General features: G+C 48.8%; 8 protein-coding genes. All 8 read left to right on the top strand.

Features of this window, described 5'->3' with window-relative positions; all coding sequences use genetic code 11:
* Nucleotide 1 precedes the first annotated feature (1 nt).
* The gene (locus tag AB1S56_RS23410) at nt 2–2110 is read left to right on the top strand and encodes a DUF5693 family protein (RefSeq protein WP_340871112.1); all 2109 of its coding nucleotides are present in this window, start codon (nt 2–4) and stop codon (nt 2108–2110) included.
* The gene (gene csaB, locus AB1S56_RS23405; protein ID WP_340871111.1) at nt 2074–3225 is read left to right on the top strand and encodes a polysaccharide pyruvyl transferase CsaB; all 1152 of its coding nucleotides are present in this window, start codon (nt 2074–2076) and stop codon (nt 3223–3225) included. Before AB1S56_RS23410 ends, csaB begins: the two co-directional genes overlap by 37 nt.
* Nucleotides 3226–3232: 7 nt before the next feature.
* A complete protein-coding gene (locus tag AB1S56_RS23400) occupies nt 3233–3991 on the top strand; it encodes a WecB/TagA/CpsF family glycosyltransferase (protein ID WP_340871092.1) in 759 nt (252 codons plus the stop codon).
* A 226-nt stretch (nt 3992–4217) separates the two neighbouring features.
* Nucleotides 4218–5369, top strand: a complete 1152-nt coding sequence (locus AB1S56_RS23395; protein ID WP_340871091.1) for an MraY family glycosyltransferase — start codon at nt 4218–4220, stop codon at nt 5367–5369.
* Nucleotides 5370–5752: 383 nt separating this feature from the next.
* Nucleotides 5753–9931, top strand: a complete 4179-nt coding sequence (locus tag AB1S56_RS23390; protein WP_340871089.1) for an S-layer homology domain-containing protein — start codon at nt 5753–5755, stop codon at nt 9929–9931.
* A 547-nt stretch (nt 9932–10478) separates the two neighbouring features.
* Entirely contained in the window at nt 10479–13256 is a 2778-nt protein-coding gene (locus AB1S56_RS23385) for an S-layer homology domain-containing protein (protein ID WP_340871087.1), read from the top strand.
* Between the two features lie 253 nt (nt 13257–13509).
* Entirely contained in the window at nt 13510–16017 is a 2508-nt protein-coding gene (locus tag AB1S56_RS23380) for a hypothetical protein (protein ID WP_340871085.1), read from the top strand.
* A gap of 73 nt (nt 16018–16090) precedes the next feature.
* Entirely contained in the window at nt 16091–16606 is a 516-nt protein-coding gene (locus AB1S56_RS23375) for a hypothetical protein (protein ID WP_340871083.1), read from the top strand.
* The last annotated feature ends 129 nt before the right edge of the window (nt 16607–16735 follow it).

The following is a 16735-nucleotide window of genomic DNA, read 5'->3' as shown; positions in this document are numbered from 1 at the left end:
TATGCGTTGGCAGCGTTGGAATCGACGGGCGAAGCTGTGGCTGTGGGCCATTACGCTGATTGGCGTGGTGGCGGCCTTGCCGCTGGGCGCATCGCGTATGGCGATGGAGCAGTCTTCGGACAGGGTCGAGTATGTGTTCGATTATCGGGATATCGTGGAGGTCGCGGAGCTTCAGCCGAAGCCCCGCGAGTTCGTGGAGGACAAGCTGGAGGGGCTGAAGAGCGCGGGCATTACGACAATGGCCGTCTACGAAAGCTCCTTGAAGGAGCTGAAGCAGGCTGGCCGGCTTGTATATTACAACAAGGATGAGGCGGCGCTGCTGCAGGGAATTCTGCCTGACCGCAACGCCAATTACACCTATGTGCTGTTCAGCGGACCGGAAGAGGAGGAGCAGCTTGCCCCAATTCTTCGTGAAGCTTACGAGCGCATGGGCGTAGGCATCCGCAGCTGGTCCTATGAAGGCCGCGGCGGTCTCGTTCTGGAGGAATCCACAACGGCGGCTGCGCTGAAGACGCTGGATTTCGACCCTATGGCGCTGCAGGCGGTCTCGGAGGCCGGATTTCATATCCTTCCTCGATTCTCTGACCGCGTCGTGCCTTATGATTCGGTAAGAACGGCTGCTCAGCTGGAGCGGTTGAAGGCTTATGGCATCACGCGGGTGCTGTTCGACGGCGAGAAGGCCAAGGGCGCGTCGGACCAAGGAGAGAGCGGCAGCCTGGACAGCTTCGGGCAGCTGCTGGAGCAATACGAGCTGGGTCTGACGGCAATTGAGAATCTGAAGAAACCGCAGCAAGGCATTCATAAATTGGCTTATATTACAGACTATAATGTAGTCAGAGTGTATTCGCTGTCCCCGGAGGACAGTCTGGCGATGACGGGTGCAGGCATTGAGGATCGTTTCCTTCTGGCTGCCAAGGACCGGAATATTCGAATGTTTTTCCTGAATACGACGACCAAGGGCAATCAGGACCTCGGCTTGCTGGAGCATTCTATCGACAAGCTGGCGACGATTATGGGCGGCGAAGCCGGGGTGATAGCAAGCCTGGAGAAAGAGGGCTTCCCCGCCGGTATCGCTGAGCCATTCCAGGCGGAGAAGCACGCGTGGGAGAAGCCGCTTCGCGGCATCGTAGCGCTAGGCGCTATCGCGATGATCACGCTGCTGATCGGCGCGTTTGTCCCGGCTGTGACCATTCCAGTCTTCCTACTTGGCTTGGCAGGGTCTGCAGGCCTGTATGTACTGAACAGCTCCATGCTGGAGCAGGGGCTTGCGCTTGGCGTTGCCGTCAGCGGGCCGACGCTTGCTCTCATCTGGGTCATGAACCGCATCTATTCGCGCACGCTCGGCGAGCGCAGAATGGTGGGCGGCGAGGAGTGGAGCGTAGGCTCGGCTGAAGTGGACAAGCGTAAGGCTTGGGTGTTCCCTCAGGTGTCCGCGGGCCGACGTCTCGGCACGGCTGTGGCCTGGTTCATTGTGGCGACGCTTATGACCTGGACAGCGATTCCGCTTGTATTCGGACTGTTGAACAATATTACGTACAGCCTCGTGCTGGAGCAGTTCCGCGGGGTCAGCGTGCTGCATCTGGCGCCGCTGTTCCTTGTCGCCGTCTATGTCGTGTTGTACGAGGGCGGCGACGGACGGGGCGTCATGGGACGAGCCCTGAAGCTGCTGCGTGAGCCGGTTCGCGTCGCTTGGCTTGTCATCGCTCTTGCGGTGGGCGCTGTCGGGTTCTATTATTTGTCCCGTACGGGCAATGCCGGCGAGGTGTCCTCGATTGAGCTGCTCATTCGCGGCTGGCTGGAATCGACATTCGGCGTTCGTCCGCGCTTCAAGGAGTTTATGCTGGGGCATCCGCCGCTGCTGCTTGGCCTGTTCCTTGCGATTCGCTATCGCGCGGCGTGGGTACTTATTATCGTAGGTGCGCTTGGACAGCTGACGATGGTCAGCACGTTCACGCATATTCATACACCGCTGTATATTTCGATTGTACGAACGCTGCTGGGTCTTGGCGCAGGCCTCATCATTGGCTTGATCCTGATTGGCGGCTGGCTTGTTCTGGAAGGAGTCTATCGCAAATGGCTGGCACCCGCAATTCGCAAGTATTCCGCATAGCTGTATCCGGCTACTACGGCTTCCGCAACAGCGGTGACGAGGCGGTGCTCCGCTCCATCCTGCTGGCGCTGGAGAAGGCGGCCGCAGAGCAGGGGGTGCAGGTGCAGCCCGTCGTGCTGTCCGCCGATCCGGAGTGGACCAGCCGCATGTACGGCGTTGAGTCCGCGCACCGCATGCGTCCCGGCGACCTGCTGCGGACGCTCCGCTCCTGCGACGGACTGATCAGCGGCGGCGGCAGCTTGCTGCAGGATGTCACGAGCGCGAAGACGATCCCTTATTATGTTGGCGTGCTGAAGCTTGCCCAGTGGCTGGGCAAGCCGACGTTCGTCTACGCGCAGGGCATCGGCCCGGTGAACCGCCGCGCGATGTATCCCCTGATCCGGAGCGCGATGCGCCGGAGCAGGTACGTGTCTGTGCGGGACGCCGAGTCCGCCGCGCTGCTGGCGCGGATGGGCGTCTCGCCTGACCGGATCGAGGTTGTGCCCGATCCGGTTATGGGGCTGCCGCTGCCGCCGGGCACTGTGCCGGCAGCACGCGGCGGCGCCGCGGCCGAGACGCCGCCGGTGCTCGGCGTCTCGCTGCGCCGCTGGCGCGAGGACGGCGCCGATATGGCGCGCGCCGCCGAGGCGCTGGTCGCGCTGTCGAAGCGCAGGCCGGTGCGGCTGCGCTTCCTGCCGTTCCACACCCCCTCCGACGGAGTGACGTCGGAGCTGGTGATGGAACGGCTGAGCGGCCGGCTCGGCGAGGGAAGCTCCGCCGAGCTGGCCGCCCCAGGCGATGACCCCCAGGCGATGCTCCTGGAGGTCAGCCGGTGCGACGCGCTGCTGGGCATGCGCCTGCACGCGCTCATCTATGCCGCCAATCAGCGGGTGCCCCTGCTGGGATTGTCGTATGATCCCAAGATCGATCAGTTCCTGAATCGACTGGGATTGACGCCCATTGGCTCCACGGAGTCGCTGGACCCCGAGGCCTTCGCCGACGCGGCTTGCGCTCTGCTGGACGCGCCGGAGGCTTGGCGCGACCGCTACGGTCCTGCTATTGAAGAATTAAAGCAACAAGCAAGCAATCCTGCGCAACAAATTGTGCGTGACTTGCGTCATAATAGATCGAGGTGATTTCCTCATGTCGAAACATGTGCCAACCGTGCCGATATTTGGCATACCGTTCTCGAAACTAAGCATGGACGAGACGGTCAGTTATCTTACACAGGCCATTGAGGAAGGCCAGCTGACGCACGTCATTACGGCTAATCCGATTATGGTGATGGCGGCCTTGGACAACCCGGCGTTCGCCCGGACAATGCGCAGGGCCGACTTGATCGTACCGGACGGCGCGGGAGTCGTATGGGCGGCGAAGGTTGGCGGCAATCCAGTCGCCGAGCGCGTGACAGGCTTCGATCTGATGCACCGGCTGCTGGCGGAGGGCGAGAAGCGCCGCTGGACGGCGTATCTGCTCGGCACCACGCAGGAGATTATCGAGGCGGCGGCGGAGAAGCTGCAGCTTCAATACCCTCAGGTGCGAATCGTGGGGTACCGCAACGGATTTTTTGGCCCTGCGGACGACGAGGCGATCGTGGAGGAAATTCGCGGGCTGAAGCCGCATCTCCTGTTCGTCGCGCGCGGTATGGACAAGGAAGAGTGGAACGCGGCGTACAAGCAGCGTCTGGGCGTCCCGTTCATCATGGGCGTAGGAGGCAGCTTCGATGTCGTGTCGGGCAAGCTGAAGCGAGCCCCGGAGGTGTATCAGAAGCTCAAGCTGGAGTGGCTGTACAGGCTTCTGCAAGAGCCGGCGCGGTACAAGAGAATGCTTGCGCTGCCGAAATTCGTCGTGAAAGTGCTTCGCAACAAAGAAAACGTAACAAAACCTCGTCCAGAGTCGTAAAAATGTCGTTTTTTTCATGAAAATTGGGTGAATACGGAGTTGGTATTTCTTTTTCAATCGGAGTATAATTCACTTCGGAGCAACACGAATGCGCAATTAGCGACCGCAAGGCCGCATAAGCGAGCGTGTACCGGTGAAATATAAGCAGAGTATAGCTCTAGGTGGTTTGAACCCGAATTATTAGGCATATGCTGCTTATGTTTTTCAGAAAAGGAGAGTTGTACGCATGCCTGTTGGCTTCTTGTACGCGATTGGATTTATTGTTGCCCTTGTTCTTGCATTAGTCATGACGCCGCTTGTGAAGAAATTTGCGTTCCGGATCGGCGCCATTGATAAACCTAACCATCGGAAGGTACATACGCGCATTATGCCGCGTCTCGGCGGCCTTGCTATCTATGTCGCTTTTGTAGGTGCTTTCCTGGCTGTATCGCCCTTCATTCCGGACGGGCTGCTTCGTCCTAGAGACGTGAATATGATTAACGCGCTGCTGGTAGGCGGCACCATTATCATCATCCTGGGCGCGCTGGACGACCGGTTCGAGCTGTCTGCCAAAGTGAAGCTGCTGGGCCAGATCGCCGCAGCCTGCGTCGTAGTGTTTGGCTTCGATGTCAGCATCGACCTCGTCAACGTGCCGTTCGGCGAATCCATGCAGCCTATTGCCGAGTGGATTGGCAAGCCGCTGACCATTCTGTGGATCGTCGGCGTGACCAACGCGATCAACCTGATCGACGGTCTGGATGGACTGGCTGCCGGCGTATCCGGCATCTCCATCGCGACCATTGTCATCATGGCGTCGCTGATGGGCTTCCAGCCGGTTATTCTGCTCAGCACCCTGCTGCTGGGCGGCATTGTCGGGTTTCTCGTGTTCAACTTCCATCCGGCCAAAATATTTATGGGAGACTCCGGCTCCCTGTTCCTGGGCTTCAGCTTGGCCACCTTGTCCATGCTGGGCTTCAAGCAGGTCACGATTGTCTCCTTCGTGACGCCGCTGCTTATCATCGGCGTGCCGCTGTCTGATACGTTCTTCGCGATTGTTCGCCGCTGGGTGAACAAGAAGCCGATCTTCGCGCCGGACAGAGGCCATCTGCATCATCGCCTGCGCGATCTGGGCTTCAGCCACAGACGCACGGTACTGATCATCTGGGGCGTAGCCGCCGTCTTCGGCGCGCTGGCAGTCGTGCAGTCCGCCGTCGTGCAGTCCAGCGCCGCGAACTGGATTACGTTCGCCGTTATCTGTATGCTTATGTTCCTGCTGCAGATCGGCGCCGAGATTACAGGCATCGTCGACAAGACGCGCCGCCCGCTTATCAACTTCCTGGTCCGTATCGGCATTCTCCGTCTCGCCAAGGTAGAGGCGCAGCAATCCCGCGGCAAATAACGCACTTATAGGTAACCATCCAGCCTCCTATCCGCCCGTCGGATATGAGGCTGTTTTATTTGCCACAACCACGACTCCCCAAATCCCCCCTCTAGGAGAATCAGCCTATTTCCGCCAGTAACTTGCTCCGCTGTCTAAACATCTGCCCTCCATCCGCCGATAAAACAAGTACGCAAAACTTTTTTCGTGCCAGCACGTCTATACATGCAGTGAGACAATCTGGCTGCAGAGGCAAAGGGAGGAACGGATATAGGCCAGTCATTCGCAAGCGGACAAGCCGTCAGTGACTATAGTTCTATAATTGGCTGCTCAATAAGGCCCAATTTGCTCGATTTCGAGCACATAATTATTCCATATAGCCTACTTGAAGGAGGAACATCATTTTGAAAAGGGTATTATCATTGCTACTGTCCTTTGCGCTACTTATTACCATGCTGCCGACGTTCAGCTTGCCTCAGCAGGCAAGTGCTGCGGGCTCTTACTTCCTGTTCCCGAATGAGCATGACGTCATCTCCAGTCCAAGAATCGTCTCCACGCCGACTGTCAACCTCTCTGGTACGATCAATGGCGTGAATGGCGGCTCCATCAGCTATAACGTTAAGCAAATTACAGCTGCCGGCAAGGAGCTGAACACTACTCAGGAGATCAGCACTGGCATCAGCACGACCAACGACAACAAAATTACGGTTAGCGGCATCGTTCTATTCGCGGGCCTGAACAAAATTACGTTCAAAGGCATTGCGGGCACTTCTGAGGTCAGCGAATCCATCTATATTGAATACCGGAACAGCCCGATGCTGTACGACCTGAAGATCAACTTCGAGAACCAGGAGTACGACATGCAGGAGTCTGGCCCGACCATGCTCTATGCCTCCGGCAATCAAACCTCGAGCTCCGGATCTATCGTGATTACAGGTAAAGCGCCAAACGCTACAAAGGTTACCATTGTGATCAACGGCCGCAGCTACGACTTTAACGTTTCCACGACAAGCGACAACCGCTTTAGCACCTCGCAGCTGACGATTGACAAGGGTATGAACACGATTCAGTTCAAGGTCTACAACGGCGGACAGGTTATTGAATCAACCCGTGAAGTGGCATACTATAACGGTGAAGTGACGTTCTATAACTTGGCGATGAAGGATACGTCCAAGACCTCCAAGCTTGAACATAACATGAACTTCCTCACTGGCGCCAATACAGCGGGACATGTTAAAGTGACGGGCTCGGCTATCGTGCCTTTGCCGGTGCGTACACTCAATGACCCGGTGAGCCCGCAGACGGTCATCGATCCAACGGATCCGCAGTTTATTAACAAGCTGGGCGCTCTGTTCACGATGGAGACTCAGATTAATGGAGGTTCTGTTACGGATGTGGCAGTAGCCGCTGCTGTTACGCACAGCGAGATTACTGCGTCCACAAAGTTCATTACGGTTAACTATACATTTAATGTGCCAGCCTTCACGTTCGATGCGAGCAACCGTATTCGGTTCAAGGCGCCGAACAATACTTCCTATGGATACTCCAGCTGGTATACGTTCACCGTGCGGAATAACAGTCTGGCGTATATCGAGGACATTAATTACCTGTCCGGCTTCGACGTATCGATGGTGAATCCGGATACGAATTCTACGCAAATTCTGGGCCTGCAGGGTGTAGATATTCCGAGCGATGGCGTTAATGTGTATTCCATGCCAATGGCTGCAGAGGTGTTGATCGGCAACTATTCGGTGCTTGGCGCCGACTATACAAACCTGCTGAAGATAAATGGGAACCAGCAGGCGGATGGCAATTCGCATTTTAGCCAAATTAAGAGACCGGGCACAGGCACTCCGCCTCCGCTGACCGAAATTGTTTACCGAACGGTTAATAATGAGTCGGTGCCGTTCCTGCGTGTATTCGTCGTGCTGGATCAGCTGCCGAAGAGCGGCACCAACGAGGTTTCCTTCCAGCTTAACCGTGCCAACACTGCTGCCTCGCAAGAAGTGAAGAAGGTGATTGCGAAGCTTCTGTACGGTCCGCACGCGAAGTTCAACTCATTGGTTGACGGCATGAAGGTCGAATACGATACGGTTAAAGGCAATGTCTCCGATCTGATGGCGGAGCTTGGGAATTTCTATGGTCAACTCTTGAACGTTACCAACACAAGCGACATTGCCTATAATACGACGACAGGCCCTACCGGCAAGCAGCAATCTGTCTTCCTATACCTGAATAATGTGGAGATTGAGCTGGAGCAGGATTCAGTAGTAACGAAGTTCAGACCCAAAGGAATTACTGGTGCTGGTGCTGACACGGTCAAAAATAATATCGTAGCCGTCATGAACAAGGCGGGTGACAATACGGTCAAGATCGTATTCCGCTCTGGTACGAACGTCTACGAGAACACATTGAAGTTCAGTGTCGTCCCGACGAATCTGCCGGTTGTTCCGGCTCCGAATACGGACGGGGTCTATCCGTACACCAGCGGAGCGTCGAAGCCGCTGCCGAATGATCCTAGCTTCACCAAGCAAGGCACCGTCTTCACAACGAAGGAAGCCTTCTTCAATGTATACGGAACCTTCGACTTTGTGGACCTGGGCGGAGTTGGCAACTTTGTCCAGGGACACACCGATTTGGCTGACAGCAAGAACAACTACAAGGTGGTCATCTCCTCACCAAACTGGAAGAGCACGGTTCAATGGGATTTAACCAAGGAGTTCTGGCCGACTTCCAATGGTGATCCTGTACCAAATTACGAAACGGTACCTTTCAACAGAGATCCTGATCCTACGAAGGGCAGCAACCCGTCGACGTCGGATGCGTCTATTCGGTTCTACTATGATGTAGATGATGAATACTTCTACTTCATTATGAACAATCAGTCCATGCCGATCGACGGCAGCTCGCAGGTATTCGTGATTACAGTATTCAATGCAGGTGAAGCGGGGCCTCGGGCCACCTATCGTCTGGAGATTAATCCGGTATCCATTCCATACACAATTAAGTCGCCTTTGAAGGAAGAGCGCACGATGAACCAGAACTATGTGGAGGTTATTATCTCTTCCCCTGGCGCGGACTCCATCGTAGTCAACAAGATTAATGCTGAGCCCGTGAAGTTCGTGGAATACGTGGGCGGTGTAGAAACCTATGTGGACGCGTTCAAAGCCGTTGTGAAGGATTTGAAGGAGAATAAGGAAACGAAGATTCCATTCACCATCACACGAGGCGATGATACCATCAAGCAGGATCTAGTCGTCAAATATGTTCCGGCAACGATTCCTGGCGCATCGGTGCTGCAGACAATGAAGTCGTCACATAAGATGTTCGACAGCGCTCTGGAGCTGACGTTCGAGAGAAATACACAGCTTGTGCGTCCAAATTATAACGCATCAACGAATCAATCAACGCAGGTGTACAGCGGCAATGATATTATGTTCTCGATAGCTAACCCGAATGACGGCATCGTGAACCGCCATATGTTCGAGAGCCAGCCGCCGAACTACTCAGCCAACAGTCAAGCGGAAGGCAATCTGCATATCGGCTATCGATTCCAAGACATCGCCAGACAGTATATCAAGGCAAGCCCATTGTTCTGGATCGACGCAGGCCTTGCGGATGACCCGGATCCCACTTCGCCTCAGTATGACCCGATTACAAGCGGCGTAGATCCATTTCCGTTCCCGAACGTGGCTGGCAAGTATCTGGAGAGCTTCGCAAGCCGCTGGAACCAATTCGACCGCGAGCTGGTCCCTACCAAGGCTGGCGAGCTGACACTGTCATACGATGCCAATGTGGCGCAAGCAGCGGGCACGACGATTACCGTCTTCCGATTCGACCCGTACAACAGCACATGGGAGAATATCGGCGGTGTTGTCGACGAGAAGAATCGTACAATCACTGTGCCGTTCACAAAGTTCGGCTATTATGTCGCAGCCAAGATGACACGCAGCTATAACGACATGACGGATCATCCTTATGCACGTGAAGCTATGGAAGCCATCTACGCTAAGGGTATTATGAATGCAGTTGACCCTGTAGGCGTATTCGGTGCAGACCGCTACGTAACGCGCGGCGAGTTCTCCCGTATGATTATTCGTGCGCTGGACCTTCCATTGAATTACGGCGGCGATATGCACTTCTCGTATTATCCAGAGACCATTACAAATGCGAATAATGCCAATGCGCTGTTTGACTATCGTTATATTGAGACGGCGGCCAGAGCAGGCATTGTACGGGGCACCAGACCTGGATTCTTCGATGAGGATGTAGAATTGACTCGTCAGGATGCTTCGGTTATGCTCGCTAGAGCATTGGACCTGAAGCTGGAGACGAGTGGAACGAAGGCGAAGGCTTCACTTGATAAGATCTTCAAGGATTCCGGCAGCTTCGATTATTATTCGATTCCATCTGTGCTCGCTATTCAGAAGAAAGGGTTCATTCAAGGCCAACTGATCAATCCGGAAGAGCCGAAGGAAGGCTCCGTGTTCGTGCCGAAGGCTAGACTGCTTCGGAGCGATGCAGCCATCATTATGGCTCGCGTGATGAAGGATATGAAGAAGCTTCCTCCGATTTACAATTAGTGGATGAAATTCAAGAGGGACTAGCTGTTTCGCTAGTCTCTCTTCTGTGTAAGAATACGGGGAGACCTAGCATTCATGCGGTTTTACGCTTGTACTAGATTTGTGAAACGTAATCTTACCCATGGAAAATTGTTAGTATATACTTCGTGCATGATTCCGCGCTATACTAACAACGTGCACAAGACGAGGCACACGAAATTAACGAGTTGAAATACACGAATGAGTAACGAATGAGCTTGTCGAAGAGAACAAAAAAGAAAAAAGTGAAAACTTTTTTCGAAGCGCCGCAACTTTTCCGCGCCACATACGTTTAAGTACATGACGTTATCACAACAGGGCAGTAACCTATCAGCTGGAATGAATTCTCAACTTCCTCTTTACGGTTGCAAATGCCCATTGTATAATGTTAAAGTGGTGCGCGAAGTCTAGCATCTATTGTCGTATCGTTTACAAGTTTCTACATCATGCTTTCATAGGGTTGAACGTGATTGTAGACATCATTTTATAATTTATAATGCTCTAACTCTGGGAAGGGGGTGAATCGGCTATGAGAAAAACGAGCAATTCATTTTCTTTAGATTCCGTAACATCCAAACAAAACTCTCAAAAACCGAAAGATATTCGAGGAGGAGAAAAAAAGGTTATGAAAAAAGGTTTATCTCTGTTTGTTGCTAGCTCGATGGTTGTTTCCATGTTCGCAGGCGCTGCTTACGCAGCTGACAAAACTCCAGGTGAAGTTCTGAACGATCTGGGCGTTATCCAAGGTAACGGTACTGATCTGAAAGAAGATCAATCCTGGGCACGTCAAGACGTTGTAGTTCTTCTGTCCCGCCTTCTGGGTGAAGAAGCAGAAGCAAAAGCAACTGCTAAAGGCCACACTTTCACTGACGTATCTGACGCATTCTACGACGGCTTCATCACTTGGGCTGTTGAAGAAGGTCTGGTAGAAGGTAAAGGCGAAGGCAAATTCGGCTTCAAAGCTGAAATGAAAAACCAAGAGTTCTTCGCAGTAGTTCTTCGCGCATTCGGCGTTGACACTAAAGGCGACAAGTACGCTGAAGTTCCGGCGCTTGCAATCGAGCTTGGTCTTGCTACTGAAGCAACTGACATGGCTGCAATCCCTACACGTGGCGAAACTTACGCTACAATCGTAACTGCTCTGAACACTGAGATCCCTGGCACTGGCCAAACTCTTGGCGAGAAACTGGGTCTGATCGAAGTTGTTGATCTGGCTGTGGGTACAGTTGCACAAACTGGCAAAGGTGAAATCACTGTAAACTTCAACAAGGCTGCAACTGATGAAGAGAAAAAAGAACTTACTTTCACAGTTGAAAATGGTCTTGTTAAGTACCCAGTAACTGCTAAATATGCAGAAGACAACAAGTCCGTTGTTTTGAGCTCCACTTATCTGCCAGCTGGCACTTATTCGGTTACTGTAGGCTCTTTTGATGCTAAACAAGTAACTGTAGCTGACGAAGCTCCTGCGAAGATTGAGATCGGCGCGACTTCCCTGCAAAAAGCAGCAGGACAAAGCCTCAATGTAAAACTGTATAACCAATTTGGTAAAGAAATTGCTAATCCATCCTTGAACGTTACGGTTTACAATGCTACAAAAGGTTTGCAAATCAGCGCTGATGTGAATGGTAAATATGATTTGTCTAACGACAATGTAGCGAAAGTTGACGATAACGTTGTTGTCACAGTTACACATTCTTCCGGCTTGAGTGATACAAAAACATTCAAAGTTGTTGCAGGAAGCGCAGCTACAAAAATCACACTTGGTACTATTGCTCCGCTGAAAGATAAAACACGTATTACAGCTGGTGACGAAGGCCTAGTTGTTCCGGTTGGTTTGACTGACCAATACGGCACCGAAATTAAACTTGCTGAAACAGCAAAAGTAACCGTAGCTGCGAATGGTACTTTGTCTACATTCACAATTTCGGGTATTACTTTCATGCTGAGCCAAGATAATGTTGTAAGCAGCTATGCTGTTGATAAAGACGGCGTTCTGACTATCGGCGTTAAAAAGGCAGCAACACTGGTTGTAAATGCAGTTAACCCTACAACAGGTGCAACTGGTACTACAAGTGTTAAAATTGAAGACACTTCTGTTATCAAAAATTTCCAAATCAATAACCCAGGCGTCCTTGTAGTGGCTGGAGAAGAGGTTAAGATTCCTTATGTTGCTGTTGATCAATTCAACGGTAATGTAGCGGCTAAAGACATCAAATTCGGCAACGGTACAAATGAAGTTAACGTTACTTCCAACGTTGCTTTCGCCGCTGGATATCCAAAAGTTAACGGTAAAGGCGAGCTTTTGTTCAAATTTGACACAATTGCTAGCGATGCAAATGCATATGTTTACGCTTATGTAAATGGTGCACAAGTTGGTCAATTGCAATTGGCTGTTAAGAAATCCGCAACAGCTGTTAAAGTAAACGGCGTTACTAGTGTTCTTACAACACTTACAAATGGCGCTCAAGTCGACTTCAACAAAGATAAAGTAACTTTCTTGGATAACTACAACCGCACTAAAACTGTTTCCGGACTGGAAATTGTGGATGCTGGAAATGCAGATGGTACTGTAGAACTTTCCATCGTTTCGGGTGACTCTGTTAGCATCGTATCTAACAATGGTGTTGTTACTGGTCTTCTCGCTGATACTACAAAAACTGGTGTTACCAAGTTCAAAGCAGAAATCAAAGGCTTAGCTAACTCCAAGTTTGAATTTGATGTAAATGTCGTTAAGGTCGCTGATGTTAAATCCTATGAAATTAAATCCGTAGGAACAATCTTCGGCGGTAAAATTAACGAAGCCGTATCTGCAGCTCATGCTAAAACAATTCAGCTTGTAGGTAAGATTAATTCTACAGAGGTAGCGCTTGTTCAAGATACTGCATTTGATTTTGTAACAACATCCGATACAACTAAGGTTTCTGTTAATAACAAAACAATTCAAGGTGTTGGTGAAGGTACAGCTACTATCACTGCATACAAAGGTTCTACTAAACTTGCCGAAACAACTGTCACTGTTTCTACAGTTGCACCGGTTGCTACAAAAGTTGAGTTTGGTAAATCTGAGTACAGTGTAGCTGATGGTGGAACATTAACATTCACAGCAAACACAGGTACTGATTATAAAGTAGCTGTTAAAGACCAATATGGTGTGGATATCACTGTTACTGGCTTCTTGACTTCCAGCGATGCTAAGGTAGCGTCTGTTAATGGTCTAGTTGTAACTGCTGAAGCACCTGGTCAAGCAACTCTGACTTATATCACTTCCAACAATGTAACTGGAACTGCTGTTATCGTTGTTAACTAATTAATACTTTTTTAAAGAAAAAGACAGGAGATTAATCTCCTGTCTTTTTCTTATACTTACCTGAATACTTCTAAAGGTAATTTTAGGTTCAAAATCTCGTCGAACCTGAATCTTTAAAATGAAAATTATCTGAATGCTTGTAAATACATATACAGTTCACAAAACATTTTTATAATAAAAGATACATGGACTTGTAACAATCATCAGGGTCCAGTCGTCTATATAGGTAATATAAATAGGAGGGGAAATAAAAGTGAAATCAATAATAGTAAAGACAAGTATTATTGCAATGATTACATGTGTTTTGTTAGTTCAAAATGCTACAGTGTTGACAACAATTCCAACAACAAATGCAGATTCTTTAAGTTTTTCTGATCAAGTGATAAAAATGAACAATGTGAGTACGATTAGTCTATTAGATGCGCAGTTTCTGATGCAAGATCAAGGACGAATAATAGCATTTACATTTTTAATTAAGAATACCGGGAACAAAGAGCTTTCTTTAAATGATTATTGGGTTCGTTTAAGAGCAACCAATGGTAAATCGTTTACGACAAAAATTTCAGAACAAGATAAGAGTTTAAAAGCAATTTCCGCCAATAGTAGTGATACAATTACTTTCTATTCAATTGTAGACAAAGACACTAAATTGAATGAATTTGTATTTGATATAGTAGAATGGGATTTCAGTGCACCAAATTATGAAAGAAAGCTAGGCAGTATTCAATTTCCGAAAGGATCTTCTGTTTCGACACCAGTAAATAAAGAAAAACTTTCGGTGTTTGGAAATAGTAAGTTAAATTTCAAAATAGATCAGGTTATAATGACGCAAGACCAAAACAATGCCTACCTTCAAATAAATTATCAAATTCGGAATAATGGGCTTAATTCTGCCGATTTAAGTAAACTTAATCTCCTTATTCAAACCGATTCGCTGGCGGTATATCCGCTTGATGTAAGCGTATTTGCATCCAATCCTTTAAGATCTGGTGAGCAAAAGATTTATACATTAAATGTAGCATTACCGAAGCATCTAATCGATAAATCATTAGACTTTGTCACTGCGATCAAAGAGGAAGCAAACGGAGTAATGCTACCAATCGCTTCTTTACAGATACCTTTGACAAAAGATAATACAATCACTCCTATTGATAAAACAAAACATACATTTATAAACGGGCAAAAAATTAATACTTTTCTGGAATCTGCTTTTTTAAGTAAGGTGCAAGATAAGACTACAATTAACATTCATTATGCGATAAGAAATGTGGGGCTGGAATCGGTTGATTATCCAAACATGGCATTTTCAATCCTTACAGCTAATGGTGTGACATATCCCTTGACGATTAAGAAAACAGCTGAAAATTCAACAAAACTCATTCCACAAATCAGAGAGGTATTAGAAGTTGAAGGTATACTGCCCGCGGATATCGACCTGAATCAAGCACAAATCGTTGTTTTTACAGGTGCGAATGAAAAATCTGAAGGATATGTTTTGGGTTCTTACTTATTTAGAACTAGCCAACAATTAGGTGCGATAGGAAGCAGTTACAAGTACAACAATTACAATATAAAGCTGGAATCTATCCAACGTGTAGCTTCTACTGATAAGGACACGTTGATAGCAGATCTTGTGATAACCAATAAAGGGTCAGAAAGCAGTACAGTTCCGATGCTGGGCGGTTACTTTATGATTAATGGTGTTAAGTTGAATGTAGAAGCTAAAAAAATAACATTAAACAATAACGTAACCATTGCACCAGGTCAGTCTATAAATCTATTGGTTTATTCGAACATACCTTATTCTACATCAATAACTAATATCTCATTCATATTGACTAATCAAACTTCTTCTGACGCTAATAGTCATAAACATTTGTTTCAATTCACAAGCAATACAATAAATGAAATTGCAAGTATTCAAGAAAATGAGACGTATTCAACAAAGATAGTTGGTCAAAGATCTGATGTAAATATTAAGCGGTCAAGACTTATCAACTTTGAGGATTCACAGATTTTTTATGTTGAGTTAGATCTAACTAATAAGGAAGCAAGAGCTTCAAAAATTGCCGAACTCGGAGGATATTTATCCAATGATTTAGGTGAAATTATTCCAGTATCATTTTCTCAAACGAATAATCAAATAAGGGCCAATGGAAGGGTATTAATATCCGGATGGGCTAAGGTGCCTCAAAGTTTTAAAGATTCCAAAATGGAATTTGTAATGGGTCAAAAAGTCGGAACTACAGGTTCGGAAAATGATGAAGAATCTTCAGCTACCGGTATTATTATTAAGCCAGTAAAATATAAATTGAATTTTGACTCTACTGCAATTAACACATCATTTTCAAATATTGCTATTGGAGGTTATGAATTAAGTCTGAGCAAGATTCATGCGTCACTTCATGTAACAGGGATGTTTACGGTAAGTGGTGTTAAACTTCAAACGAATTATTCATTAAAAAGAGATAAATCATACGATTTAATCGCGGGTGATCATAAAGTATTAGTTGAATTTGTAGATCAAAACACAGGGAAACCGACATATAGTAAGCAATTTGGTATTGGGGCAACGCAAGCACAAGAAACAATATTAAAACCTACTGAAGATGGAACGCTAGAAATTATATTTGAAGATGAACATATTCAAAATAAAATTCAAAAGTATGATGACTATGTTATAAATATCTACACTGTCATTCAGGATGCAAAAATACTATTAGCTTCAAAACAACTTAAATGGTTCCAAACAACGCAATAAGGGACATAGAAGTAGATGAATTTCATGAAATCTAGTATCCTACTAATAAGATACTAGAGAGGAGACCACTTTAGTGAAACAGAGGGCATTAAAGGTATTAACTGCAGCTGTCATTGTAACAGCGGGTGTGTGGGTCGGCATGGCTATGGCGAAGCCGCTGGAGGCTGGTTCGGCGATAGCGCCTGGAACGATAGAGGATCCTGTGGTGACCAAAAGCTATGTGGATGAGCAGATTGCGAAGCTGAGCAATGGCGGCACGGCTGGAGGCTCTACAGGAGGCAGCACAGGAGGAACGGCCGGTGGCACGGGAGAGGCTTCCGGGCTGGAGATTGTAGAGCTGCCTGTGGGCAAGACGCTCATGATTGCAGCGGGCGGCGAAGCAGTGGTTCGTGTAGGCAAAGCGGTTGCTTACAGCTCCGACACGAATGGCATCTCCGATCTGACGGGCGGGATCGATATCAAGAGCGGCAAGGATGTGCCGACGAACCACTTGATCTGGTTCCCACGCGATGGACGCGGCATCATGGGGCACCCAGACGAGACAGGGCCGCTCACCCTTATGGTGAAAGGGACTTATACCATCAAATAATGAACGAAGCGAGCTGCTGCAGTCTAACCCAGGCTGAGCAGCTCGTTGCTTTGAGCCCATCAGACCTGAGTTGGCATTCAATACGATTGGTGGATAAGGTGCTACATTCTACCCGCATTGACAACAGAA

This window comes from Paenibacillus sp. PL2-23 (genome assembly GCF_040834005.1).
In the GTDB taxonomy this organism is placed as follows: domain Bacteria; phylum Bacillota; class Bacilli; order Paenibacillales; family Paenibacillaceae; genus Pristimantibacillus.
This window is presented reverse-complemented; position numbering and strand designations above follow the sequence as displayed.

Excerpts from the sequence above, each read along its gene's own strand:
- AB1S56_RS23410 (WP_340871112.1), top strand. The coding sequence starts at position 2 with ATGCGTTGGCAGCGTTGGAATCGACGGGCGAAGCTGTGGCTGTGGGCC.
- csaB (WP_340871111.1), top strand. The coding sequence starts at position 2,074 with ATGGCTGGCACCCGCAATTCGCAAGTATTCCGCATAGCTGTATCCGGC.
- AB1S56_RS23400 (WP_340871092.1), top strand. The coding sequence starts at position 3,233 with ATGTCGAAACATGTGCCAACCGTGCCGATATTTGGCATACCGTTCTCG.
- AB1S56_RS23395 (WP_340871091.1), top strand. The coding sequence starts at position 4,218 with ATGCCTGTTGGCTTCTTGTACGCGATTGGATTTATTGTTGCCCTTGTT.
- AB1S56_RS23385 (WP_340871087.1), top strand. The coding sequence starts at position 10,479 with ATGAGAAAAACGAGCAATTCATTTTCTTTAGATTCCGTAACATCCAAA.